Genomic DNA, 17,433 nt, shown 5'->3' on the forward strand with positions numbered 1-17,433 from the left:
GGAGATTGTAAAGAATGGCTCGTTACATTGGTCCAAAATGCAAACTCGCTCGTCGCGAAGGCACCGATCTCTTCCTGAAGAGCGGCGTGCGCGCGATCGAATCGAAGTGCAACATCGAAGCAGCACCTGGTATCCACGGCCAGCGCCGCGGTCGCCAGTCCGATTACGGCACCCAACTGCGTGAGAAGCAGAAGGTTCGTCGTATCTACGGCGTTCTCGAGCGTCAGTTCAGCGGCTACTACAAAGAAGCAGCTGGCAAGAAAGGCGCAACCGGCGAAAACCTGTTGCAACTGCTCGAATGCCGTCTGGACAACGTTGTATACCGTATGGGCTTCGGTTCTACTCGTGCCGAATCCCGTCAGCTGGTATCGCACAAGTCGATCAGCGTTAACGGTCAGACCGTAAACGTTCCGTCCTACCAGGTTCGTGCTGGTGACGTGGTTGCTGTTCGCGAGAAAGCAAAGAATCAACTTCGCATTGTCCAAGCTCTCGATCTGTGTGCCCAACGTGGCCGCGTAGAATGGGTAGAAGTAGACACTGAGAAGAAGTCGGGCGTTTTCAAGAACGTTCCAGCTCGCAGTGATCTGTCCGCCGACATCAACGAAAGCCTGATTGTCGAGCTCTACTCCAAGTAAGGGCTAGAAAATAGGTGCATCCATGCAGATTTCGGTAAATGAGTTCCTGACACCCCGCCATATCGATGTGCAGGTTGTCAGTCCAACCCGCGCCAAGATCACACTCGAGCCTCTCGAGCGTGGTTTCGGCCACACCCTGGGCAACGCGCTGCGCCGCATCCTGTTGTCCTCAATGCCCGGCTGTGCAGTAGTCGAGGCCGAGATTGACGGTGTACTCCATGAGTACAGCGCGATCGAAGGCGTACAGGAAGATGTCATTGAAATCCTGTTGAACCTTAAAGGCCTGGCTATCAAGCTGCACGGTCGTGACGAAGTTACGCTGACCTTGTCGAAGAAGGGTTCGGGGGTGGTTACCGCTGCCGATATTCAGCTGGATCATGATGTCGAGATCGTTAACCCCGATCACGTAATCGCTAACCTGGCGTCTAACGGCGCCCTGAACATGAAGCTCACCGTAGCTCGTGGTCGTGGTTATGAGCCGGCAGACTCGCGTCAGAGCGATGAAGACGAAAGCCGCAGCATCGGTCGCTTGCAGCTTGACTCTTCGTTCAGCCCGGTTCGCCGTATCGCATACGTGGTGGAAAACGCCCGTGTCGAGCAGCGTACTAACCTGGACAAGCTGGTTATTGATCTGGAAACCAACGGTACCCTGGATCCTGAAGAGGCTATCCGTCGTGCTGCAACCATCCTGCAACAGCAGTTGGCTGCGTTCGTCGACCTCAAGGGTGACAGTGAGCCAGTGGTTGTCGAGCAGGAAGACGAGATCGATCCGATCCTGCTTCGCCCGGTTGACGATCTGGAACTGACTGTACGTTCGGCTAACTGCCTTAAGGCGGAAAACATCTACTACATCGGCGACCTGATTCAGCGTACCGAAGTAGAGCTGTTGAAGACTCCGAACCTTGGCAAGAAATCCTTGACTGAAATCAAGGACGTTCTGGCCTCCCGCGGTCTGTCCCTCGGCATGCGCCTCGACAACTGGCCGCCTGCAAGTCTTAAGAAGGACGACAAGGCGACTGCCTGATCGTCGTAATCACCGAACGTTGTGTTTGGTAAGGAATGAACCATGCGTCATCGTAAAAGTGGTCGTCACCTGAGCCGCACCAGCTCGCACCGCAAGGCCATGTTCCAGAACATGGCGGTGTCGCTGTTCGAGCACGAGCTGATCAAAACTACACTGCCGAAAGCCAAAGAACTGCGCCGCGTTGCCGAGCCGCTGATCACTCTGGCCAAGACAGACAGCCTGGCTAACCGCCGCCTGGCTTTCGACCGTACTCGTTCGAAAGCTATCGTTGGTAAGCTCTTCAACGACCTGGGCAAGCGTTACGCTACCCGTGAGGGTGGCTACCTGCGCATCCTCAAGTGCGGTTTCCGCGCTGGCGACAACGCGCCTATGGCGTACGTCGAGTTGGTTGATCGTGCTACCGGCGGTGAAGCTGTATCCGCTGAGTAAGACGGCAATAAAGAAAAAACCGGGCCTTGTGCCCGGTTTTTTTGTGCCTGTGAAAAGGTAAGCGGCCGTTTCGGCTGGTTTCGCTATTGGCAACACGGCAGCATTAGATAATGGCTATCGATATCCATGATTTAATGAATTTGGATACTGTAACTAACATGGTCAATACTCCTTTCCAGCCGATTAGCCGGCAGTTCAGAGACCGACCGAGGAAGATTGAGCATGAGCCAGACCAAAACGCTTACGACAGCAAGCGGCGCTCCTGTCGCCGATAACCAGAATTCTCGCTCTGCGGGCCCCCGTGGCCCGTTGCTGCTCGACGACTTCCACCTTATCGAGAAGCTCGCTCACTTCAACCGCGAGAATATCCCCGAGCGCCGCGTGCACGCCAAAGGCTCGGGCGCCTACGGCACATTCACCGTGACACGGGATATCACCCAATACACCAGTGCCAAATTGTTCGAGTCTGTCGGCAAGCAGACGCCTACTTTCCTGCGGTTTTCCACTGTGGGAGGCGAGCGAGGCTCTGCCGATACTGAGCGCGATCCCCGTGGTTTCGCCCTGAAGTTCTACACCGAGGAAGGTAACTGGGACATTGTGGGTAACAACACGCCGGTATTCTTCATTCGCGATCCGCTGAAGTTCCCGGACTTTATCCACACCCAGAAACGTCTGCCGCAAAGTAACCTGAAAAGCGCCCAGATGATGTGGGATTTCTGGTCGCATTCGCCTGAGGCCCTGCACCAGGTCACCATTCTGTTCTCTGACCGCGGCATTCCTGACGGCTATCGCCACATGCACGGCTTTGGTAGCCACACCTACAGCTTGATCAATGCACAGGGTGAGCGTCACTGGGTCAAATGGCACTACAAGACCAAGCAAGGCATCAAGAACCTGTCGCCGGCCGAGGCCGCTCGCCTGGCGGGTACTGATCCGGATTACGCCCAGCGTGACCTGTTCAACGCCATTGAGCGCGGTGATTTCCCGAAATGGAGCGTCTGCATCCAGATCATGACCGAAGCCCAGGCTGCTGCGCATTACGAAAATCCGTTCGATGTGACCAAGACCTGGTCGCAGAAAGAGTTTCCGCTGATTGAAGTCGGCGAACTGGAGCTCAACCGCAACCCTCTGAACTACTTCGCTGAAGTGGAGCAAGCAGCGTTTGGGCCCAGCAACATGGTGCCAGGTGTGGGGCTTTCGCCGGACCGCATGTTGCAAGGCCGCGTATTCGCCTACGCGGATGCGCACCGCTACCGTGTCGGCACCAATCATCAGCAGTTGCCGGTGAATGCTCCGCGCAGCCCGGTCAACACCTATCAGCGCGACGGTGCCATGGCGTTCGGCAGCAACGGTGGAGCAGCGCCCAACTACGAGCCGAACAGCTATGTGGAGGCGCCGAAGCAGGCACCACGTTATGCGGAGCCGGCTCTGGCCTTGAGCGGGGCGGCCGATCGCTACGATCATCGCGAGGATACTGACTACTACAGCCATGCGGGGGCGCTGTTCCGCTTGATGAACGACGAGCAGAAAGCGCTGTTGATCAGTAATATCGCCGGTGCGATGGCGGGTGTCTCGGCAGACGTCGTCGACCGTCAATTGCAGCACTTCTTCAAGGCAGACGCCGCTTACGGCGAAGGCATCGCAAAGGCGTTGGGCGTACAGCTTAACTAAGTCTAAACGAGAAGCAGAACCGCCCTCATTTGGGCGGTTTTTGCGTTATTTAACCCTGTTTTCTCGGATTTTCTTCGCTTTTATTGCGATGAGCGAGTGACCTTGCAGTCAGCATGGTTCAAACTAGAGCCTTTCAAAGCTTGTGGAGATGTAGGGCGATGCAAGGTCACCCAGACGTAATCGATTACCTCAACACGCTGCTGACCGGTGAGCTGGCGGCACGTGATCAATATTTCATCCATTCGCGGATGTACGAGGATTGGGGTTTTACCGAGCTCTACGAACGTATCAACCATGAGATGGAAGAAGAGACTCAGCACGCCGATGCACTCATGCGCCGGATCCTGATGCTTGAAGGCACTCCACGCATGCGCGCAGACGACCTGGATATCGGAACCACCGTGCCCGAAATGCTGGCCGCTGACTTGCGTCTGGAATACAAGGTCCGCGCGGCGTTGTGCAAAGGCATCGAACTGTGCGAGCAACACAACGACTACGTGACCCGCGAGATCCTGCGCGTCCAGCTCAACGATACCGAGGAAGACCACACCTACTGGCTTGAGAAGCAGTTGGGGCTGATCAAGTTGATCGGGTTGGAAAACTACCTGCAGTCGCAGTGCTGATTCTGGCTTGAGGTCGGTGAGACCGTTGTTCTGGTGGGCATGCCGTTATGAAAAAGCCCCTGGCATCGATGAGATGGCAGGGGCTTTTTCATGACCGGTGTCTCAATCCCGGTCCCGCTCCAGCAGAGGCTTGAGGTAGTGACCGGTATGGGATTGCTTCATCTGCGCCACTTGCTCGGGCGTCCCCACCGCGATGATCTGGCCACCCTTGGAGCCACCTTCCGGCCCAAGGTCCACCAGCCAGTCGGCGGTCTTGATCACGTCCAGATTGTGCTCGATCACCACCACGGTGTTGCCGTGGTCGCGAAGACGATGCAGCACGTCGAGCAATTGCTGGATATCGGCGAAGTGCAAGCCCGTGGTCGGTTCGTCGAGGATGTACAGGGTCTTGCCGGTGTCGCGCTTTGACAGTTCCCGGGACAGCTTGACCCGTTGGGCCTCCCCCCCGGACAAGGTTGTCGCCGACTGCCCAAGCTTGATGTAGGACAGGCCCACGTCCATCAGCGTCTGGAGCTTGCGTGCCAGGGCCGGCACCGCGTCGAAGAACTCCCGCGCCTCTTCGATGGTCATCTCGAGGGTTTCGTGGATGTTCTTGCCCTTGTATTTGATCTCCAGGGTTTCGCGGTTGTAGCGCTTGCTCTTGCACACGTCGCACGGCACATAGATGTCCGGAAGGAAGTGCATCTCCACCTTGATCAGGCCATCGCCCTGGCACGCTTCGCAGCGCCCGCCCTTGACGTTGAACGAGAACCGGCCCGGGCCGTAGCCCCGGGAACGGGATTCGGGCACGCCGGCGAACAGCTCACGAATCGGCGTGAACAAGCCGGTGTAGGTCGCCGGGTTCGAACGCGGCGTACGGCCGATCGGGCTCTGGTCGATGTCGACCACCTTGTCCAGGTGCTCCAGGCCCTTGATGCTGTCGTGAGCCGCCGCTTCCAGGGTGGTTGCGCCGTTCAGGGCCGTGGCGCTGAGAGGGAACAGGGTGTTGTTGATCAGGGTGGATTTGCCGGAGCCGGATACGCCGGTGACACAGGTGAGCAGACCGATCGGGATCTCCAGGTCAACGTTGCGCAGGTTGTTGCCACGGGCCCCCTTGAGGGTCAGGGACAGCTTCTTGTTGCGCGGCGTACGTTTGGCCGGGACCTTTATCTTCACACGGCCGGACAGGTATTTGCCGGTCAGGGAGTCAGGATGGGCCATGACCTCGGCGGCAGTGCCCTGCGCCACGATATGCCCGCCATGTACCCCCGCACCGGGGCCGATATCCACCACGTAGTCCGCCAGGCGGATCGCGTCTTCATCGTGCTCCACCACGATCACCGTGTTGCCGATGTCCCGCAAATGCTTCAGGGTCCCCAGCAGCCGATCGTTGTCCCGTTGGTGCAGGCCGATGGAAGGTTCGTCGAGGATGTACATCACCCCCACCAGGCCCGCGCCGATCTGGCTGGCCAGGCGGATGCGCTGGGCTTCGCCGCCGGACAAGGTGTCCGCGCTGCGATCGAGGGTCAGGTAGTCCAGGCCGACATTCACCAGGAACTGCAAGCGTTCACGAATCTCCTTGAGAATCTTGTCCGCGATTTCGCCGCGGCGCCCGGTGAGCTTGAGGCCGCCGAAATAGTCGGTGGCATCGCCGATCGGTAGGTTGGTCACCGCCGGCAAGGTCTTCTCGCCCACCCAGACATGCCGGGCCTCCCGCCGCAAACGGGTGCCACGACAGTCGGGGCAGGGCTGGGTGCTGAGAAACTTGGCCAGCTCTTCGCGCACGCTCGCCGATTCGGTCTCACGGTAGCGCCGCTCGAGGTTCGGCACGATGCCTTCGAACGGGTGGGAGCGCTTGACGATGTCGCCGCGATCGTTCAAGTACTTGAAGTCGACGTTCTGCGAGCCGCTGCCGTGCAGGATGTACTGCTGCCGGTCGGCGGGCAGTTCGTTGAACGGCTTGTCCAGGCTGAACTTGTAGTGGGCCGCCAGGGACCCGAGCATCTGGAAGTAATAGACGTTGCGCCTGTCCCAGCCGCGAATCGCGCCTTCGGCCAGGGTCAGTTCGCCATTGACCAGGCGCTTGGTGTCGAAGAACTGCTTGACCCCCAGGCCATCGCACGTCGGGCAGGCGCCCGCCGGGTTGTTGAAGGAGAACAGCTTGGGTTCCAGCTCGCTGATGGCATGGCCGCAGACCGGGCAGGCGAAGCGTGCGGAAAAAATGATTTCCTCACCGGGTTCGTCGTCCATCGGCGCGACCAGGGCAATGCCGTCGGCCAGCTTCAAGGCGGTCTCGAAGGACTCGGCCAGGCGTTGTTGCAGGTCGGGTCGGACCTTGAAGCGGTCCACCACCACATCGATCGAATGCTTCTTCTGTTTATCCAGCTTCGGCAGTTCGTCCAGTTCGCACAACTTGCCGTTCACCCGGGCCCGCACGAAGCCCTGGGCTCGCAGCTCTTCGAAGACCAGCAGGTGCTCGCCCTTGCGCTCGCGGACGACCGGTGCCAGCAGCATCAGCTTGCTGCCTTCGGGCTGGGCCAGTACCAGGTCGACCATCTGGCTGACGGTCTGGGCTTCCAGGGGGATGTCGTGATCGGGGCAGCGGGGGATCCCGACTCGCGCGTAGAGCAGGCGCAGGTAGTCGTAGATCTCGGTGATGGTGCCGACCGTCGATCGGGGGTTATGGGAAGTTGATTTCTGTTCGATGGAAATCGCCGGCGACAGGCCTTCGATGGTGTCGACGTCGGGTTTTTCCATCATCGACAGGAATTGCCGGGCGTAGGCCGACAGCGATTCGACATAGCGTCGCTGGCCTTCGGCGTACAGGGTGTCGAAAGCCAGGGATGATTTGCCGGATCCGGACAGGCCGGTGATGACGATCAGCTTGTCCCGTGGCAGGGTCAGGTCGATATTCTTCAGGTTGTGGGTACGGGCCCCACGAATCAGGATCTTGTCCAAAATGGCCTCGCTCGGCGGGCGTCGAAAACGTAGGAGTATAAGGGCAAATACTGGATGGATGCACACTATTGAATCGCGACGGCGGCCATACATGAAGACTGCGCGTCAAACCGTCGCGATATACCCCCTCAATCGATGGGACTGGTAGAATCGCCGCCGGTTCAGATGAGGTTTTTCCATGCACGATCCCCACAGCGAACGCATGAGTAGCGGCGAGACCCGAGCGGCAAGCGGTCTGGCCCTGGTGTTCGCCTTCCGTATGCTGGGCATGTTCATGGTGTTGCCGGTGCTGGCGACCTATGGCATGGACCTGGCGGGCGCGACGCCGGCCCTCATCGGGCTGGCGATTGGCGCGTATGGCCTGACCCAGGCGATTTTCCAGATTCCCTTTGGTGTCATTTCCGACCGTATCGGCCGGCGTCCGGTCATTTACCTGGGGTTGATCGTCTTTGCCCTGGGCAGCGTCCTGGCGGCCAGCGCCGATTCGATCTGGGGCGTGATCGCCGGGCGGATCCTGCAAGGTGCCGGGGCGATTTCCGCCGCCGTCATGGCACTGCTGTCAGACCTGACCCGCGAGCAGCACCGGACCAAGGCCATGGCCATGATCGGCATGACGATCGGCCTGTCGTTCGCCGTCGCCATGGTGGTCGGTCCCTTGCTGACCCGGGCTTTCGGCCTGTCGGGGCTGTTCCTGGCGACCGGTGCCATGGCCCTGCTGGGCATCCTGATCGTGGCCTTCGTGGTACCGCAATCCACCGGGCCGCTGCAGCATCGCGAGTCCGGCGTGGCCCGCCAGGCGCTGATACCCACGCTCAAGCACCCGGACCTGTTGCGCCTGGACCTGGGCATCTTCGTGCTGCATGCCATGCTGATGTCCAGCTTCGTGGCCTTGCCGCTGGCGCTGGTCGAGAAGGCCGGCCTGCCCAAGGAGCAACACTGGTGGGTTTACCTCACCGCGCTGCTGATTTCTTTCTTTGCCATGATTCCCTTCATCATCTATGGCGAGAAGCGACGCAAAATGAAACGAGTTTTGCTCGGCGCCGTCGTGACGCTGATGCTCACTGAGCTATTCTTCTGGCAGTTCGGCGACAGCCTGCGGGCCCTGGTGATCGGCACGGTGGTATTTTTCACCGCGTTCAATCTGCTGGAGGCCTCCCTGCCGTCGCTGATCAGCAAGGTTTCACCGGCGGGCGGCAAGGGCACGGCGATGGGGGTCTATTCCACCAGCCAGTTCCTGGGTTCGGCGTTGGGCGGGATCCTGGGCGGCTGGTTGTTCCAGCATGGCGGTTTGTCGGTTGTATTCCTGGGATGCGCGGCGCTGGCTGCACTTTGGCTGGTCTTTGCTGTTACCATGCGCGAACCTCCGTATGTGACGAGCCTGCGCTTGCCGTTGTCGCCCGAAGCCATCCGCGAAGCAGGCCTGGCCGAGCGCCTCAGGGCCGTCGTTGGAGTAACCGATGCAGTGGTGGTCGCCGACGAAGCGGCCGTTTATATCAAACTGGACACCGAATTATTGGATCGTGCGACGCTCGAGCGCCTGGTGAACAACCCGGCACCGACCGCGTGCGAAGCCTAGGAGAACGTTATGGCCCGTGGGGTTAACAAAGTCATATTGGTCGGTACTTGCGGCCAGGATCCCGAGGTTCGCTACCTGCCTAACGGCAACGCCGTGACCAACCTGAGTCTGGCGACCAGCGAACAGTGGACCGACAAGCAGACCGGCCAGAAGGTCGAAAAGACCGAATGGCACCGCGTGTCGATGTTCGGCAAGGTGGCGGAGATCGCCGGCGAATACCTGCGCAAGGGTTCGCAGGTGTACATCGAAGGCAAGCTGCAGACCCGCGAGTGGGAAAAAGACGGCATCAAGCGCTACACCACTGAAATCATCGTCGACATGCAGGGCACCATGCAATTGCTGGGCGGCCGTCCGCAGGGCGATCAACAGGCTGGCAACAACTACCAGCAGTCCGCGCCTCGTCAGCAGGCTCCACGTCCGCAGTCGGCGCCTCAGCCACAGCGCGAGCGTCCGGCCCCGCAACAGACCGCACCGCAGCCGGCGCCGGATTTCGACAGCTTCGATGACGATATTCCGTTCTAAGAGTCGCTGAATACCGCATCGCACAAAAAACCGCGCTTCGTTTTCGAAACGCGGTTTTTTTACGCCTGGCCCTTGGTGCTCAGGCTCTGCCACCTAGAAATTCCTCCGTACTCACCACGCTCGCGTACGCAAACTCCAGCGCCGCCATGAAGGCCGCATGCACTTGGGCGGCGGGGACGACGACGCCGTTGAATTCCAGGTCCAGGGTGGCGCAAGCGTCGTGGATCACCGTGACGTCATAACCCAGATCCGCCGCCGCACGGGTGACACCGTCGACGCACATATGGCTCATGCTGCCGACGATGACCAATTTTTCGACACCGTGCTGGTCGAGGAGGGCCTGCAGCTCGGTTTCACGGAACGAATTGACATAATGCTTGAGCACCACCGGCTCATCGGCGCGGTTGAGCACCTTGGAATGCAGCTTCGCGCCTTCGGAGCCTGGCGTGAAGAACGGAGCATCTTCGGAGGTGAATTCGTGGCGAATATGCACCACTTGGTTACCGGCCTGGCGAAAGGCTTCAATGATCCGGGCGGCGTTGTCGGCGGCGGCTTCGGCGCGGACCAGTGGCCATTTTCCCTGGGGGAAGTAGTCGTTCTGGATATCGACTACGATGAGCGCTTGCTTGGACATGGGGCTTTCCTCGATCAGGTTGGAAGTGAGGCCATCATCGGCTTTTGCCGCCGCGTCGAGGATTGGCCGCAACGACAATAAGCGAGGGAAAACTGACAATGGTGCAACAAAGGGCGGTCGCGGAGCTCGGGGTGTTGATCTATCCGGGCGCGCAGTTGGCGGCGGTGCATGGCTTGACCGACCTGTTCGCCGTGGCGGACCGGATCGCGCTGGAGCATGCCAGCGCGCCGTTGCCGCGTTTGCGGGTCAGCCATTGGCGGGCGGAGCACGGTGAGGCACCGTCACGGGTGTTCGACAGCGCAGCCGGGCCGGCGGGCCAACTGGCCGCGCTGCTGATCCCGCCATCCCTCGACGGTTTCAGCGAAGGCCAGGCTGCCGACGGACTGATGAACTGGCTGCGGATACAGCATGCCGGCGGCACGGTACTGGGCGGGGTCTGCGTCGGTTCGATCCTGCTGGCCGAAAGCGGCTTGCTCGATGGGCGTAGCGCCACCACTCACTGGACGTCCGCCAAGAGTTTCGCCGCCCGCTACCCCAAGGTCAGGCTCCAGGCGGACAAGCCCATCGTCGACGATGGCGACCTGATTACCACGGCCGGACTGATGGCCTGGTCGGAGCTGGGGTTGCGCCTGGTGGACCGCCTGCTCGGGCCGAGCATCGCCACACGCACAGCGCAATTTCTGGTGATCGAGCATAGCGACAGCGCCAGCCAGTGCGGCAGCAACTTCGCGCCGATCCTCGGGCATGGGGATGCGGCGATTCTCAAGGTCCAGCACTGGCTGCAAGGCAGCGGAGCGGTGGATGTGTCTCTGGGCGCGATGGCCGAACGGGCAGGGCTGGAAGAACGCACCTTCCTGCGAAGGTTCCGCGCCGCCACCGGCCTCAAGCCTACCGAATACTGCCAGCATCTGCGGGTTGGCAAGGCACGGGAAATGCTGGAATTCACCAACGGCACCATCGACCACATCGCCTGGACCGTGGGCTATCAGGATGCAAGCGCCTTCCGGGCGATCTTCAGGAAAATCACCGGGCTGGCGCCGAGCGACTACCGGACGAGATTCGGTGTGAGCCCGCCGAGCGGTTCAAAGGGATAGCGACGCCTTTATCCCCAGTCGTGCAAATTGCGGGATGCTTTGCGCTGGTCGTGCAGAATGAAACAGGCCAGATGCTATTAATCCTCCGACGGGACGCCCATTTTCCTGACCGTTCGTCCCCCGCCGAGCCTTGGCCTGATCTCTGCACCCCTTTACTTGAAGCCATCGAGGTAAGGGCAACGCATGACGTCAGTCAAACGCAACAAAACGGTAGTGGCGCATTCCATCAATCCACACGCGCCCGTCCATGAGGTGCAAACCAATCGAGCCTTGGCCCATTGGTTGGCGCAGATCCTCGGGTTTGAATACGGCGGCAGCTATGACCGCGAGCAACATGCGGGGCGCGACTTGTATCTGCTGCCTACGCAAACCCTGATCGGCGCCGAAGCCGCGCGGCAGTTCGGTGTCCATGGGCCGGACGATCTGTGGGGCGGCTATGTCGAGCATGATTTCATCTGCACCAAGGCCATCACCCACGGTCTGTTGAACAAGTACGCCGTCGCGCCCGAGGGGTGGTCGCCGTTGTTCGCCAAATTGAGCCGCGGCGTGGTGCTCGACGGTGTCAGTGTCTTTTCGCTCAAGGACGCGCGCCCCGCAGCCGAACATCTGCTGTACGCCGGGCCGATCCGCTTCAAGCCCATCCATGCCTGTGCCGGGCGCGACCAGCGCGTGATCGAGAGCATCGCCCAGTTCGACGAAATCGTCGCCGCGCCCGATGCCCAGGCGTTGTTCAGCGCCGGAGTGGTATTGGAGCAGAACCTGCGGGAGGTCAAGACCCAGAGCGTTGGCCAGAGCTGCATCGGCGGCAAGGTCATCAGCTATTGCGGCGTGCAACACCTCACCCGTGACAGCGAGGGGCTGGAGGTCTACGGCGGTTCGGACCTGCTGGTGGTGCAGGGCGGTTACATCGAGTTGCTCAGGCTTGAACTGGCCGACGACGTTCGCGAAGCGGTGCGACTGGCCCAGGTGTTCGACGATGCCGCCAACCAGGCCTATCCCGGTTTCTTCGCGTCGCGGCGCAACTACGACATTGCCCAGGGCCTCGACGCCGGCGGCCAGCCCCGTGGCGGTGTGCTGGAACAATCCTGGCGCATGGGCGGGGCCAGCAGTGCCGAGCTTGCGGCGTTGCAGGTATTCGTCGAGGACCCCTCCACCAGTGTGGTGCGCGTGTCCTCGGTGGAAACCTATACCGACCAACCGCTACCCGCCGGTGCCCGGGAGGTGTATCGCGGCGCGGCGGAAAATGGTGATTTCCTACTCAAATACGTAACGGTTCAATCCCATGACGGCTAGAAGCGAAACCATTCAGATCGAGATCGATGATGAGCACATGAACGGGACGTTCCTCAGTCCCAAATCGAAAGTGCCCGGCGTGTTGTTCGTACACGGTTGGGGTGGCAGCCAGGAGCGTGATCTGGAACGGGCCAAAGGCATCGCCGGCCTGGGCTGCGTGTGCCTGACCTTCGACTTGCGCGGCCACACTGGCGGGGCGGGCATTCCGTTGTCCCGGGTCACCCGGGAAGACAATCTGCGGGATTTGCTGGCGGCCTATGACCGGTTGCTCGCCCATCCGGCCCTGGACACCTCGGCGATTGCCGTGGTGGGCACCAGCTACGGCGGTTACCTGGCAGCCATCCTGACCTCGCTGCGACCGGTACGCTGGCTGGCCCTGCGGGTGCCGGCCCTGTACCGCGACGAGCAATGGCATACGCCCAAGCGCGACCTGGACAAGACTGACCTGCTGGATTATCGCAGCACCCTGGTCCACGCCCATACCAATCGTGCCTTGCACGCGTGTTCGCAGTTCACGGGGGACGTGCTGTTGGTGGAGTCGGAGACCGACGATCATGTACCCCACGCCACCATCATGAGCTACCGCGCCGCGTGCCAGCAGACCCACTCGCTGACGCACCGGATCATCGACGGAGCCGACCATGCCCTGAGCGATCCCGTGTCACAGCAGGCTTACACCTCGATCCTGGTGGACTGGATCACGGAAATGGTGGTGGGAGAGCGGTTGAGCATCATCCAGGAGCGCTGATCATGTGGGTGTGTGCGGGGCTTATCGCGAGCAGGCTCGCTCCCACACCGGACTGCGACGGGCGCCAACCCCATGTCCAATGCCATCTCCTGTGGGAGCGAGCTTGCTCGCGATGGGGCCGGGCGTGGCACCTCAGCGCTTGACCCCAGGCTTGACCCGCAACGCCTTGGCCTTCGCCTCGATCACCAGATACATCACCACCGTGATCAGCAACGGCAGGATGAAATAGATCGCCCGATAGGCGATCAACCCCGCCAGCAAACTGCCCCGAGAGACTTCGTGTTGCAGCAGCGCGATGAACACCGCTTCCAACACGCCGAGCCCCGCAGGAATGTGCGTAATCACCCCGGCGATGCTGCTGATGAGCAATACGCCCAGCACCAGCGGATAGTCCAGTTTGCTCGGCAGCAAGGTAAAGATCACCGCCGCCATCAGCGACCAGTTCAACGCGCCGAGCGCCAACTGCAGCACCGCCATGCGCAGGGACGGCAGATTGATTTCCATGCCCCGGATCGTCCAGGCCCGACGTTTGGAGAACCGGCAGGCCAGCAGATAACCGGCACTCACCAACAGCAGCAGCACACCGACACCCTGCAAGGCATTGCTGCTGAGTTTCCAGCCCGGTGGCAGGGTGACCAGCCCGCTGCTGAACACCACGCCGGCCAGGGTCATGTAGCCGAACCAGTTGGTGGCCAGGCTCAGGCCTAGGATCTTGGCGATGTTGCCGGTGCTGACCCCCAGCCGCGAATAGAGCCGGTAGCGCATGGCGATGCCGCCGACCCAGGCGCTGAGGTTGAGGTTGAAGGCGTAGCTGATCACCCCCACCGGCAGGATCTGCCGCCACCCCAGTTTCTGCCGGATGTAGGTCCGTCCGATCAGGTCGAAGCAGGCATAGGTAATGAAGCTGGTAATGGTCAGGGCTGCGGCGATGAGCAATGTGCGAATCTTGAAATCGGCCAGGGTGGCCAGGACCTCCGCCCAGTCGATACGCCTCGCCAGGGCTGTGAACAGTACGATCAGCAGCAGGAAGAACGCCAGGGTCAGCGGTCTTTTCCAGCGGCTCCAGCGCGATGCGGGCCTGGATGCGGTGTTGGCCTGGTCCGGCCCGTGGGCGTCCCTCGGCACGGAATGCGCTTCAGAGTGGTTCATGGGGTTCGCTCCGAACCGCCGTTGGCGGCGAAAAAGGTTTCAGACGCGGTTTATGGGCCGGTAGCCATCCGGCCCAGGCCGGAAAATGCCGCAGGAAGTGGAACACCATGAAACCGATGGTCATGCGCCACAGCAGCCCGCGTGGGGCATGGTTGGGGCGCATGACGGTGCAATGGTTGTGGCTCAGGTGTTCGAGCCGCTGGAACAGTTCGCGGTTGAAGGCCCGGTCGCGGATCAGCACATTGGCTTCCAGGTTCAGCGACAGGCTCAGGGGGTCGAGGTTGCTGGACCCGACCGTGCTCCAATCCTCGTCCACCAGGGCCACCTTGCCGTGCAGGGGGCGCTCGCAGTATTCGTAGATCACCACTCCGGCCTTGAGCAGATAGTCGTAGAGCATCCGCGCCGCGAGCTTGGCGATCATCATGTCCGGCTGGCCCTGCAGGATCAGCCGCACCTCCACGCCACGCCGCGCCGCATTGCGGATTTCGCGCAGCAACCGGTAGCCGGGGAAGAAATAGGCATTGGCGATCACCACCCTGCGCTTGGCGCTACGCAGCACTTGCAGATAGACCTCTTCGATATCGGTCTGGTGCTCGTGGTTGTCGCGATAGACCAGGCGCACCTGGCCATCATGTTCGTTGAACGCCAGTTCGCTGCGGCGGCTGCGGCGTCGCTGCCACCAGTATTTGGCCCGGGCCGGCCGGCCGCTTTGCAACAGGGCGAAATGATGGATATCCACCACTGCCGGCCCTTTGACTTCCACGGAATAGTCCTGCTTGGCCTCGGGGCCGAAGTCGCCCAGGTGGTCGGCGGAAAAATTGATCCCGCCAATGAACGCGATCACCCCGTCCACCACCACGATCTTGCGGTGCAACCGCCGGAACCAGTTGGTGCGGATGCCCAGGTGCCGGGGTGCCGGGTCGAACATCTGCAGGCGCACCCCCGCGTCGCTCAGCGATGTCAGGAACTGCGGCGTCAGTTCGCCGCAGCCGAAGCCGTCGAGACTGACGGTGATGCGCACGCCCCGTTGGGCGGCGTCCACCAGCAGGTCCCGCAGTTCGTAGCCGACCTTGTCCTCGAACAGGATGAAGGTTTCCAGGAGGATCTCCTGCTCGGCCCGGCGTATGGCCTCGAAGACCCTGGGAAAGTATTGCTCGCCATTCTCCAGCAGTGTGACGCGGTTATTGCCATGCCAACCGTATTCGATGTCCACCAGCGCCGGATTGCGCTCGGTGGGTGGAACCTCGACCTGTTCCACCGTCGCCTTGTTCATCGTCGCGCTCATAACTCGATCTCCACCGACAAAGGGGCATGGTCGGAAAGGTGCGACCAGGGTCGTACGCTCAAGACCTTGGGATGATGGGCCTTGAGGTTGCGCACGTAGATGCGGTCCAGGCGCAGGATGGGCAGGCGCGCCGGAAAGCTGCGGGCCGGTTTGCCCCATTGCTCGGCGAACACTTCCCGCAGGCCGCAGGGCGCAAGCAGCTCGTTGGCCTTGCCGCGCCAGTCGTTGAAATCCCCGGCCACGATCACCGGCGCTTCGGGCGGCAATTCGCTCAACCGTTGGCAGAGCAGTTTCAATTGCTCGACACGATGGTTCTCGCGCAATCCCAGGTGTACGCAGATGGCATGCACCTGCGGGGCATCGCCATCCGGCAGGCGCAGCACGCTATGGAGCATGCCGCGGTTTTCATGGCCGCTGATGGAGACGTCCAGGTTGTCGTGACGGATGATCTGGAATTTCGACAGCAGCGCGTTACCGTGGTCCCCCGCCGGGTAGACCGCGTTGCGCCCGTAGGCGAACTGTGGCCACAGGCTGTCGGCCAGGAATTCGTATTGCGGCATGCTCGGCCAGTTGCTATAGCGCTGGGGATGATGCTCGTGTGTGCCATGGACTTCCTGCAGGAACACCACATCGGCGGACACGCTGCGCACCGCTTCGCGCAGCTCCGGCAGGATGAAGCGCCGGTTCAGGGCGGTGAACCCCTTGTGGGTATTGACCGTCAGCACCGTGAAACGGCGGATCCGGCCAAGATCCCGGGCCTGGCCCTGGATCGCGTCACCCCTTGGGTCCAGGCCCGTTTCGGAGGGGATCGTGCTCATGGCAACACTCCCTCGGCGGGACGCTGGCCGGGAGCTGTGGCCAGGTCCTTGTCCAGATCGAAGCGCTCCAGCAGATGGCGTGCGTCGTAAGGGGCGCGAACCTTGATGTCGTTGTCGAAATAGCAGAACACTTCCCGGTGCTTGCGCGCCCTGGGTCGGGTTGTCGGATCGATCAGTTGGGCATCCTCCGGTTGCTTGCCGTGGCTCCAGGCTTCGATCCGGTCACCCCAGCGCTTCAAGGCTTCGTCGGTATAACCGCTGGCATACAGTTCCTCTGCGCCGTGCAGGCGCAGGTAGACGAAATCGCTGGTGACGTCTTCGCGATACGGCCATTTACCAGCGGTGTCGGCGATCACCAGGGCGACGTCGTAGCGCTTGAGCAGCGCGACGAAGCGCGGGTCGATGAAACTTTCATGGCGGATTTCGACCGCATGGCGCAGCGGGCGTTTCTTGTCGGTTTCGGTACTGGCGTGGCCTTCCATGCGCGGTTCGTGCTCCCGGGCCAGGGCCGCGGCCGCTTCGGTGTCGTGGGGCAGTTGTTTGAGAAAGTCTTCGAACAGCTCAGGGTCGAATTTGAAGCTGGGGGGGAATTGCCAGAGGATCGCCCCCAGCTTTTCCTTGAGCTCCAGCACCCCGGAGGCGAAGAAATTGGCCAGGGGCTTGCGGATGTCCCGCAGACGCTTGATGTGCGTGATGAAGCGCGGCGCCTTGACGCTGAACACGAAGCCCGGCGGTGTTTCGGCGTACCACTGGGCATACCGTTCAGGGCGTTGCAGGGCATAGAACGATCCGTTGATCTCGATGCTGTTGACCGCTCGCGAGGCGAACTGCAATTCACGCTTTTGGGTCAGTCCCTTGGGGTAGAAGTCCCCCCGCCAAGGCGTGTATCGCCAACCGGAAATACCGATGTGGATCGCCGTCATGTGTCCCTCCCGCGCCAGATGACCTCGTACTGCCTGTGTCTTGTGATGACCTTCGCGCGGTGAAGAAAGTTT

The 17,433-nt window shown here is 61.1% G+C and carries 16 protein-coding genes; 10 read left to right on the forward strand and 6 right to left on the reverse strand.

Annotated features, from left to right (window positions below):
- The first annotated feature begins 14 nt into the window (after positions 1-14).
- The 5 genes from rpsD (at position 15) to bfr (ending at position 4,382) form a co-directional block, all read left to right on the forward strand.
- Entirely contained in the window at positions 15-635 is a 621-nt protein-coding gene (rpsD, locus tag BT179_RS18610; protein WP_003176404.1) for a 30S ribosomal protein S4, read from the forward strand.
- A gap of 22 nt (positions 636-657) precedes the next feature.
- Complete coding sequence (gene rpoA / locus BT179_RS18615; protein ID WP_003186012.1) at positions 658-1,659, forward strand: DNA-directed RNA polymerase subunit alpha; 1,002 nt, start codon at positions 658-660, stop codon at positions 1,657-1,659.
- A gap of 42 nt (positions 1,660-1,701) precedes the next feature.
- Positions 1,702-2,088 carry a 50S ribosomal protein L17 gene (rplQ, locus tag BT179_RS18620; protein ID WP_024778333.1) on the forward strand — a complete coding sequence of 129 codons (387 nt, stop codon included), beginning with the start codon at positions 1,702-1,704 and terminating at the stop codon, positions 2,086-2,088.
- 222 nt (positions 2,089-2,310) lie between these two features.
- Positions 2,311-3,759 (forward strand): catalase, encoded by a 1,449-nt coding sequence (locus tag BT179_RS18625; protein WP_072431447.1) that lies wholly within the window; start codon positions 2,311-2,313, stop codon positions 3,757-3,759.
- A 158-nt stretch (positions 3,760-3,917) separates the two neighbouring features.
- A complete protein-coding gene (bfr, locus tag BT179_RS18630) occupies positions 3,918-4,382 on the forward strand; it encodes a bacterioferritin (protein WP_072395495.1) in 465 nt (154 codons plus the stop codon).
- 102 nt (positions 4,383-4,484) lie between these two features.
- Here the strand turns inward: bfr and uvrA are convergent, their stop codons facing one another.
- The gene (gene uvrA / locus BT179_RS18635; RefSeq protein WP_072395497.1) at positions 4,485-7,319 is read right to left on the reverse strand and encodes an excinuclease ABC subunit UvrA; all 2,835 of its coding nucleotides are present in this window, start codon (positions 7,317-7,319) and stop codon (positions 4,485-4,487) included.
- 178 nt (positions 7,320-7,497) lie between these two features.
- Here uvrA and BT179_RS18640 point away from each other — a divergent pair, with 178 nt between their 5' ends.
- Positions 7,498-8,895, forward strand: coding sequence for an MFS transporter (locus BT179_RS18640; RefSeq protein WP_072431446.1), 1,398 nt, complete (start codon positions 7,498-7,500; stop codon positions 8,893-8,895).
- 9 nt (positions 8,896-8,904) lie between these two features.
- Entirely contained in the window at positions 8,905-9,417 is a 513-nt protein-coding gene (locus BT179_RS18645; protein WP_072431445.1) for a single-stranded DNA-binding protein, read from the forward strand.
- Positions 9,418-9,496: 79 nt separating this feature from the next.
- On the opposite strand, the gene BT179_RS18650 is transcribed toward BT179_RS18645, so the two are convergent.
- A complete protein-coding gene (locus BT179_RS18650; protein ID WP_072431444.1) occupies positions 9,497-10,051 on the reverse strand; it encodes a cysteine hydrolase family protein in 555 nt (184 codons plus the stop codon).
- 98 nt (positions 10,052-10,149) lie between these two features.
- Between BT179_RS18650 and BT179_RS18655 the strand changes: the two genes are divergently transcribed.
- The 3 genes from BT179_RS18655 (at position 10,150) to BT179_RS18665 (ending at position 13,186) form a co-directional block, all read left to right on the forward strand.
- Positions 10,150-11,145, forward strand: a complete 996-nt coding sequence (locus BT179_RS18655; RefSeq protein ID WP_072431443.1) for a GlxA family transcriptional regulator — start codon at positions 10,150-10,152, stop codon at positions 11,143-11,145.
- A 183-nt stretch (positions 11,146-11,328) separates the two neighbouring features.
- Positions 11,329-12,438 carry a DUF3182 family protein gene (locus tag BT179_RS18660; protein WP_072431442.1) on the forward strand — a complete coding sequence of 370 codons (1,110 nt, stop codon included), beginning with the start codon at positions 11,329-11,331 and terminating at the stop codon, positions 12,436-12,438.
- On the forward strand, positions 12,428-13,186 hold the full coding sequence (locus BT179_RS18665) for an alpha/beta hydrolase family protein (RefSeq protein ID WP_072395509.1): 759 nt from the start codon (positions 12,428-12,430) through the stop codon (positions 13,184-13,186). Before BT179_RS18660 ends, BT179_RS18665 begins: the two co-directional genes overlap by 11 nt.
- 132 nt (positions 13,187-13,318) lie before the next feature.
- Here BT179_RS18665 and BT179_RS18670 read toward each other — a convergent pair whose 3' ends face one another.
- Genes BT179_RS18670 through BT179_RS18685 form a run of 4 tightly spaced genes read right to left on the reverse strand, consistent with a single transcriptional unit; the run spans position 13,319 to position 17,361 of the window.
- Positions 13,319-14,335: a lysylphosphatidylglycerol synthase domain-containing protein gene (locus BT179_RS18670; RefSeq protein WP_072431441.1), complete on the reverse strand. Its 1,017-nt coding sequence runs from the start codon at positions 14,333-14,335 to the stop codon at positions 13,319-13,321.
- Positions 14,322-15,620, reverse strand: a complete 1,299-nt coding sequence (gene clsB, locus BT179_RS18675; protein WP_072431440.1) for a cardiolipin synthase ClsB — start codon at positions 15,618-15,620, stop codon at positions 14,322-14,324. The genes BT179_RS18670 and clsB overlap by 14 nt, the downstream gene beginning before the upstream one ends.
- Positions 15,617-16,438, reverse strand: coding sequence for an endonuclease/exonuclease/phosphatase family protein (locus BT179_RS18680; protein WP_231991113.1), 822 nt, complete (start codon positions 16,436-16,438; stop codon positions 15,617-15,619). The genes clsB and BT179_RS18680 overlap by 4 nt, the downstream gene beginning before the upstream one ends.
- Entirely contained in the window at positions 16,435-17,361 is a 927-nt protein-coding gene (locus BT179_RS18685) for a DUF72 domain-containing protein (RefSeq protein WP_072395515.1), read from the reverse strand. Before BT179_RS18685 ends, BT179_RS18680 begins: the two co-directional genes overlap by 4 nt.
- Positions 17,362-17,433: the final 72 nt, after the last annotated feature.

The sequence above is a fragment of the Pseudomonas sp. NFACC43 genome (genome assembly GCF_900119645.1).
Taxonomy (GTDB): Bacteria; Pseudomonadota; Gammaproteobacteria; order Pseudomonadales; family Pseudomonadaceae; genus Aquipseudomonas.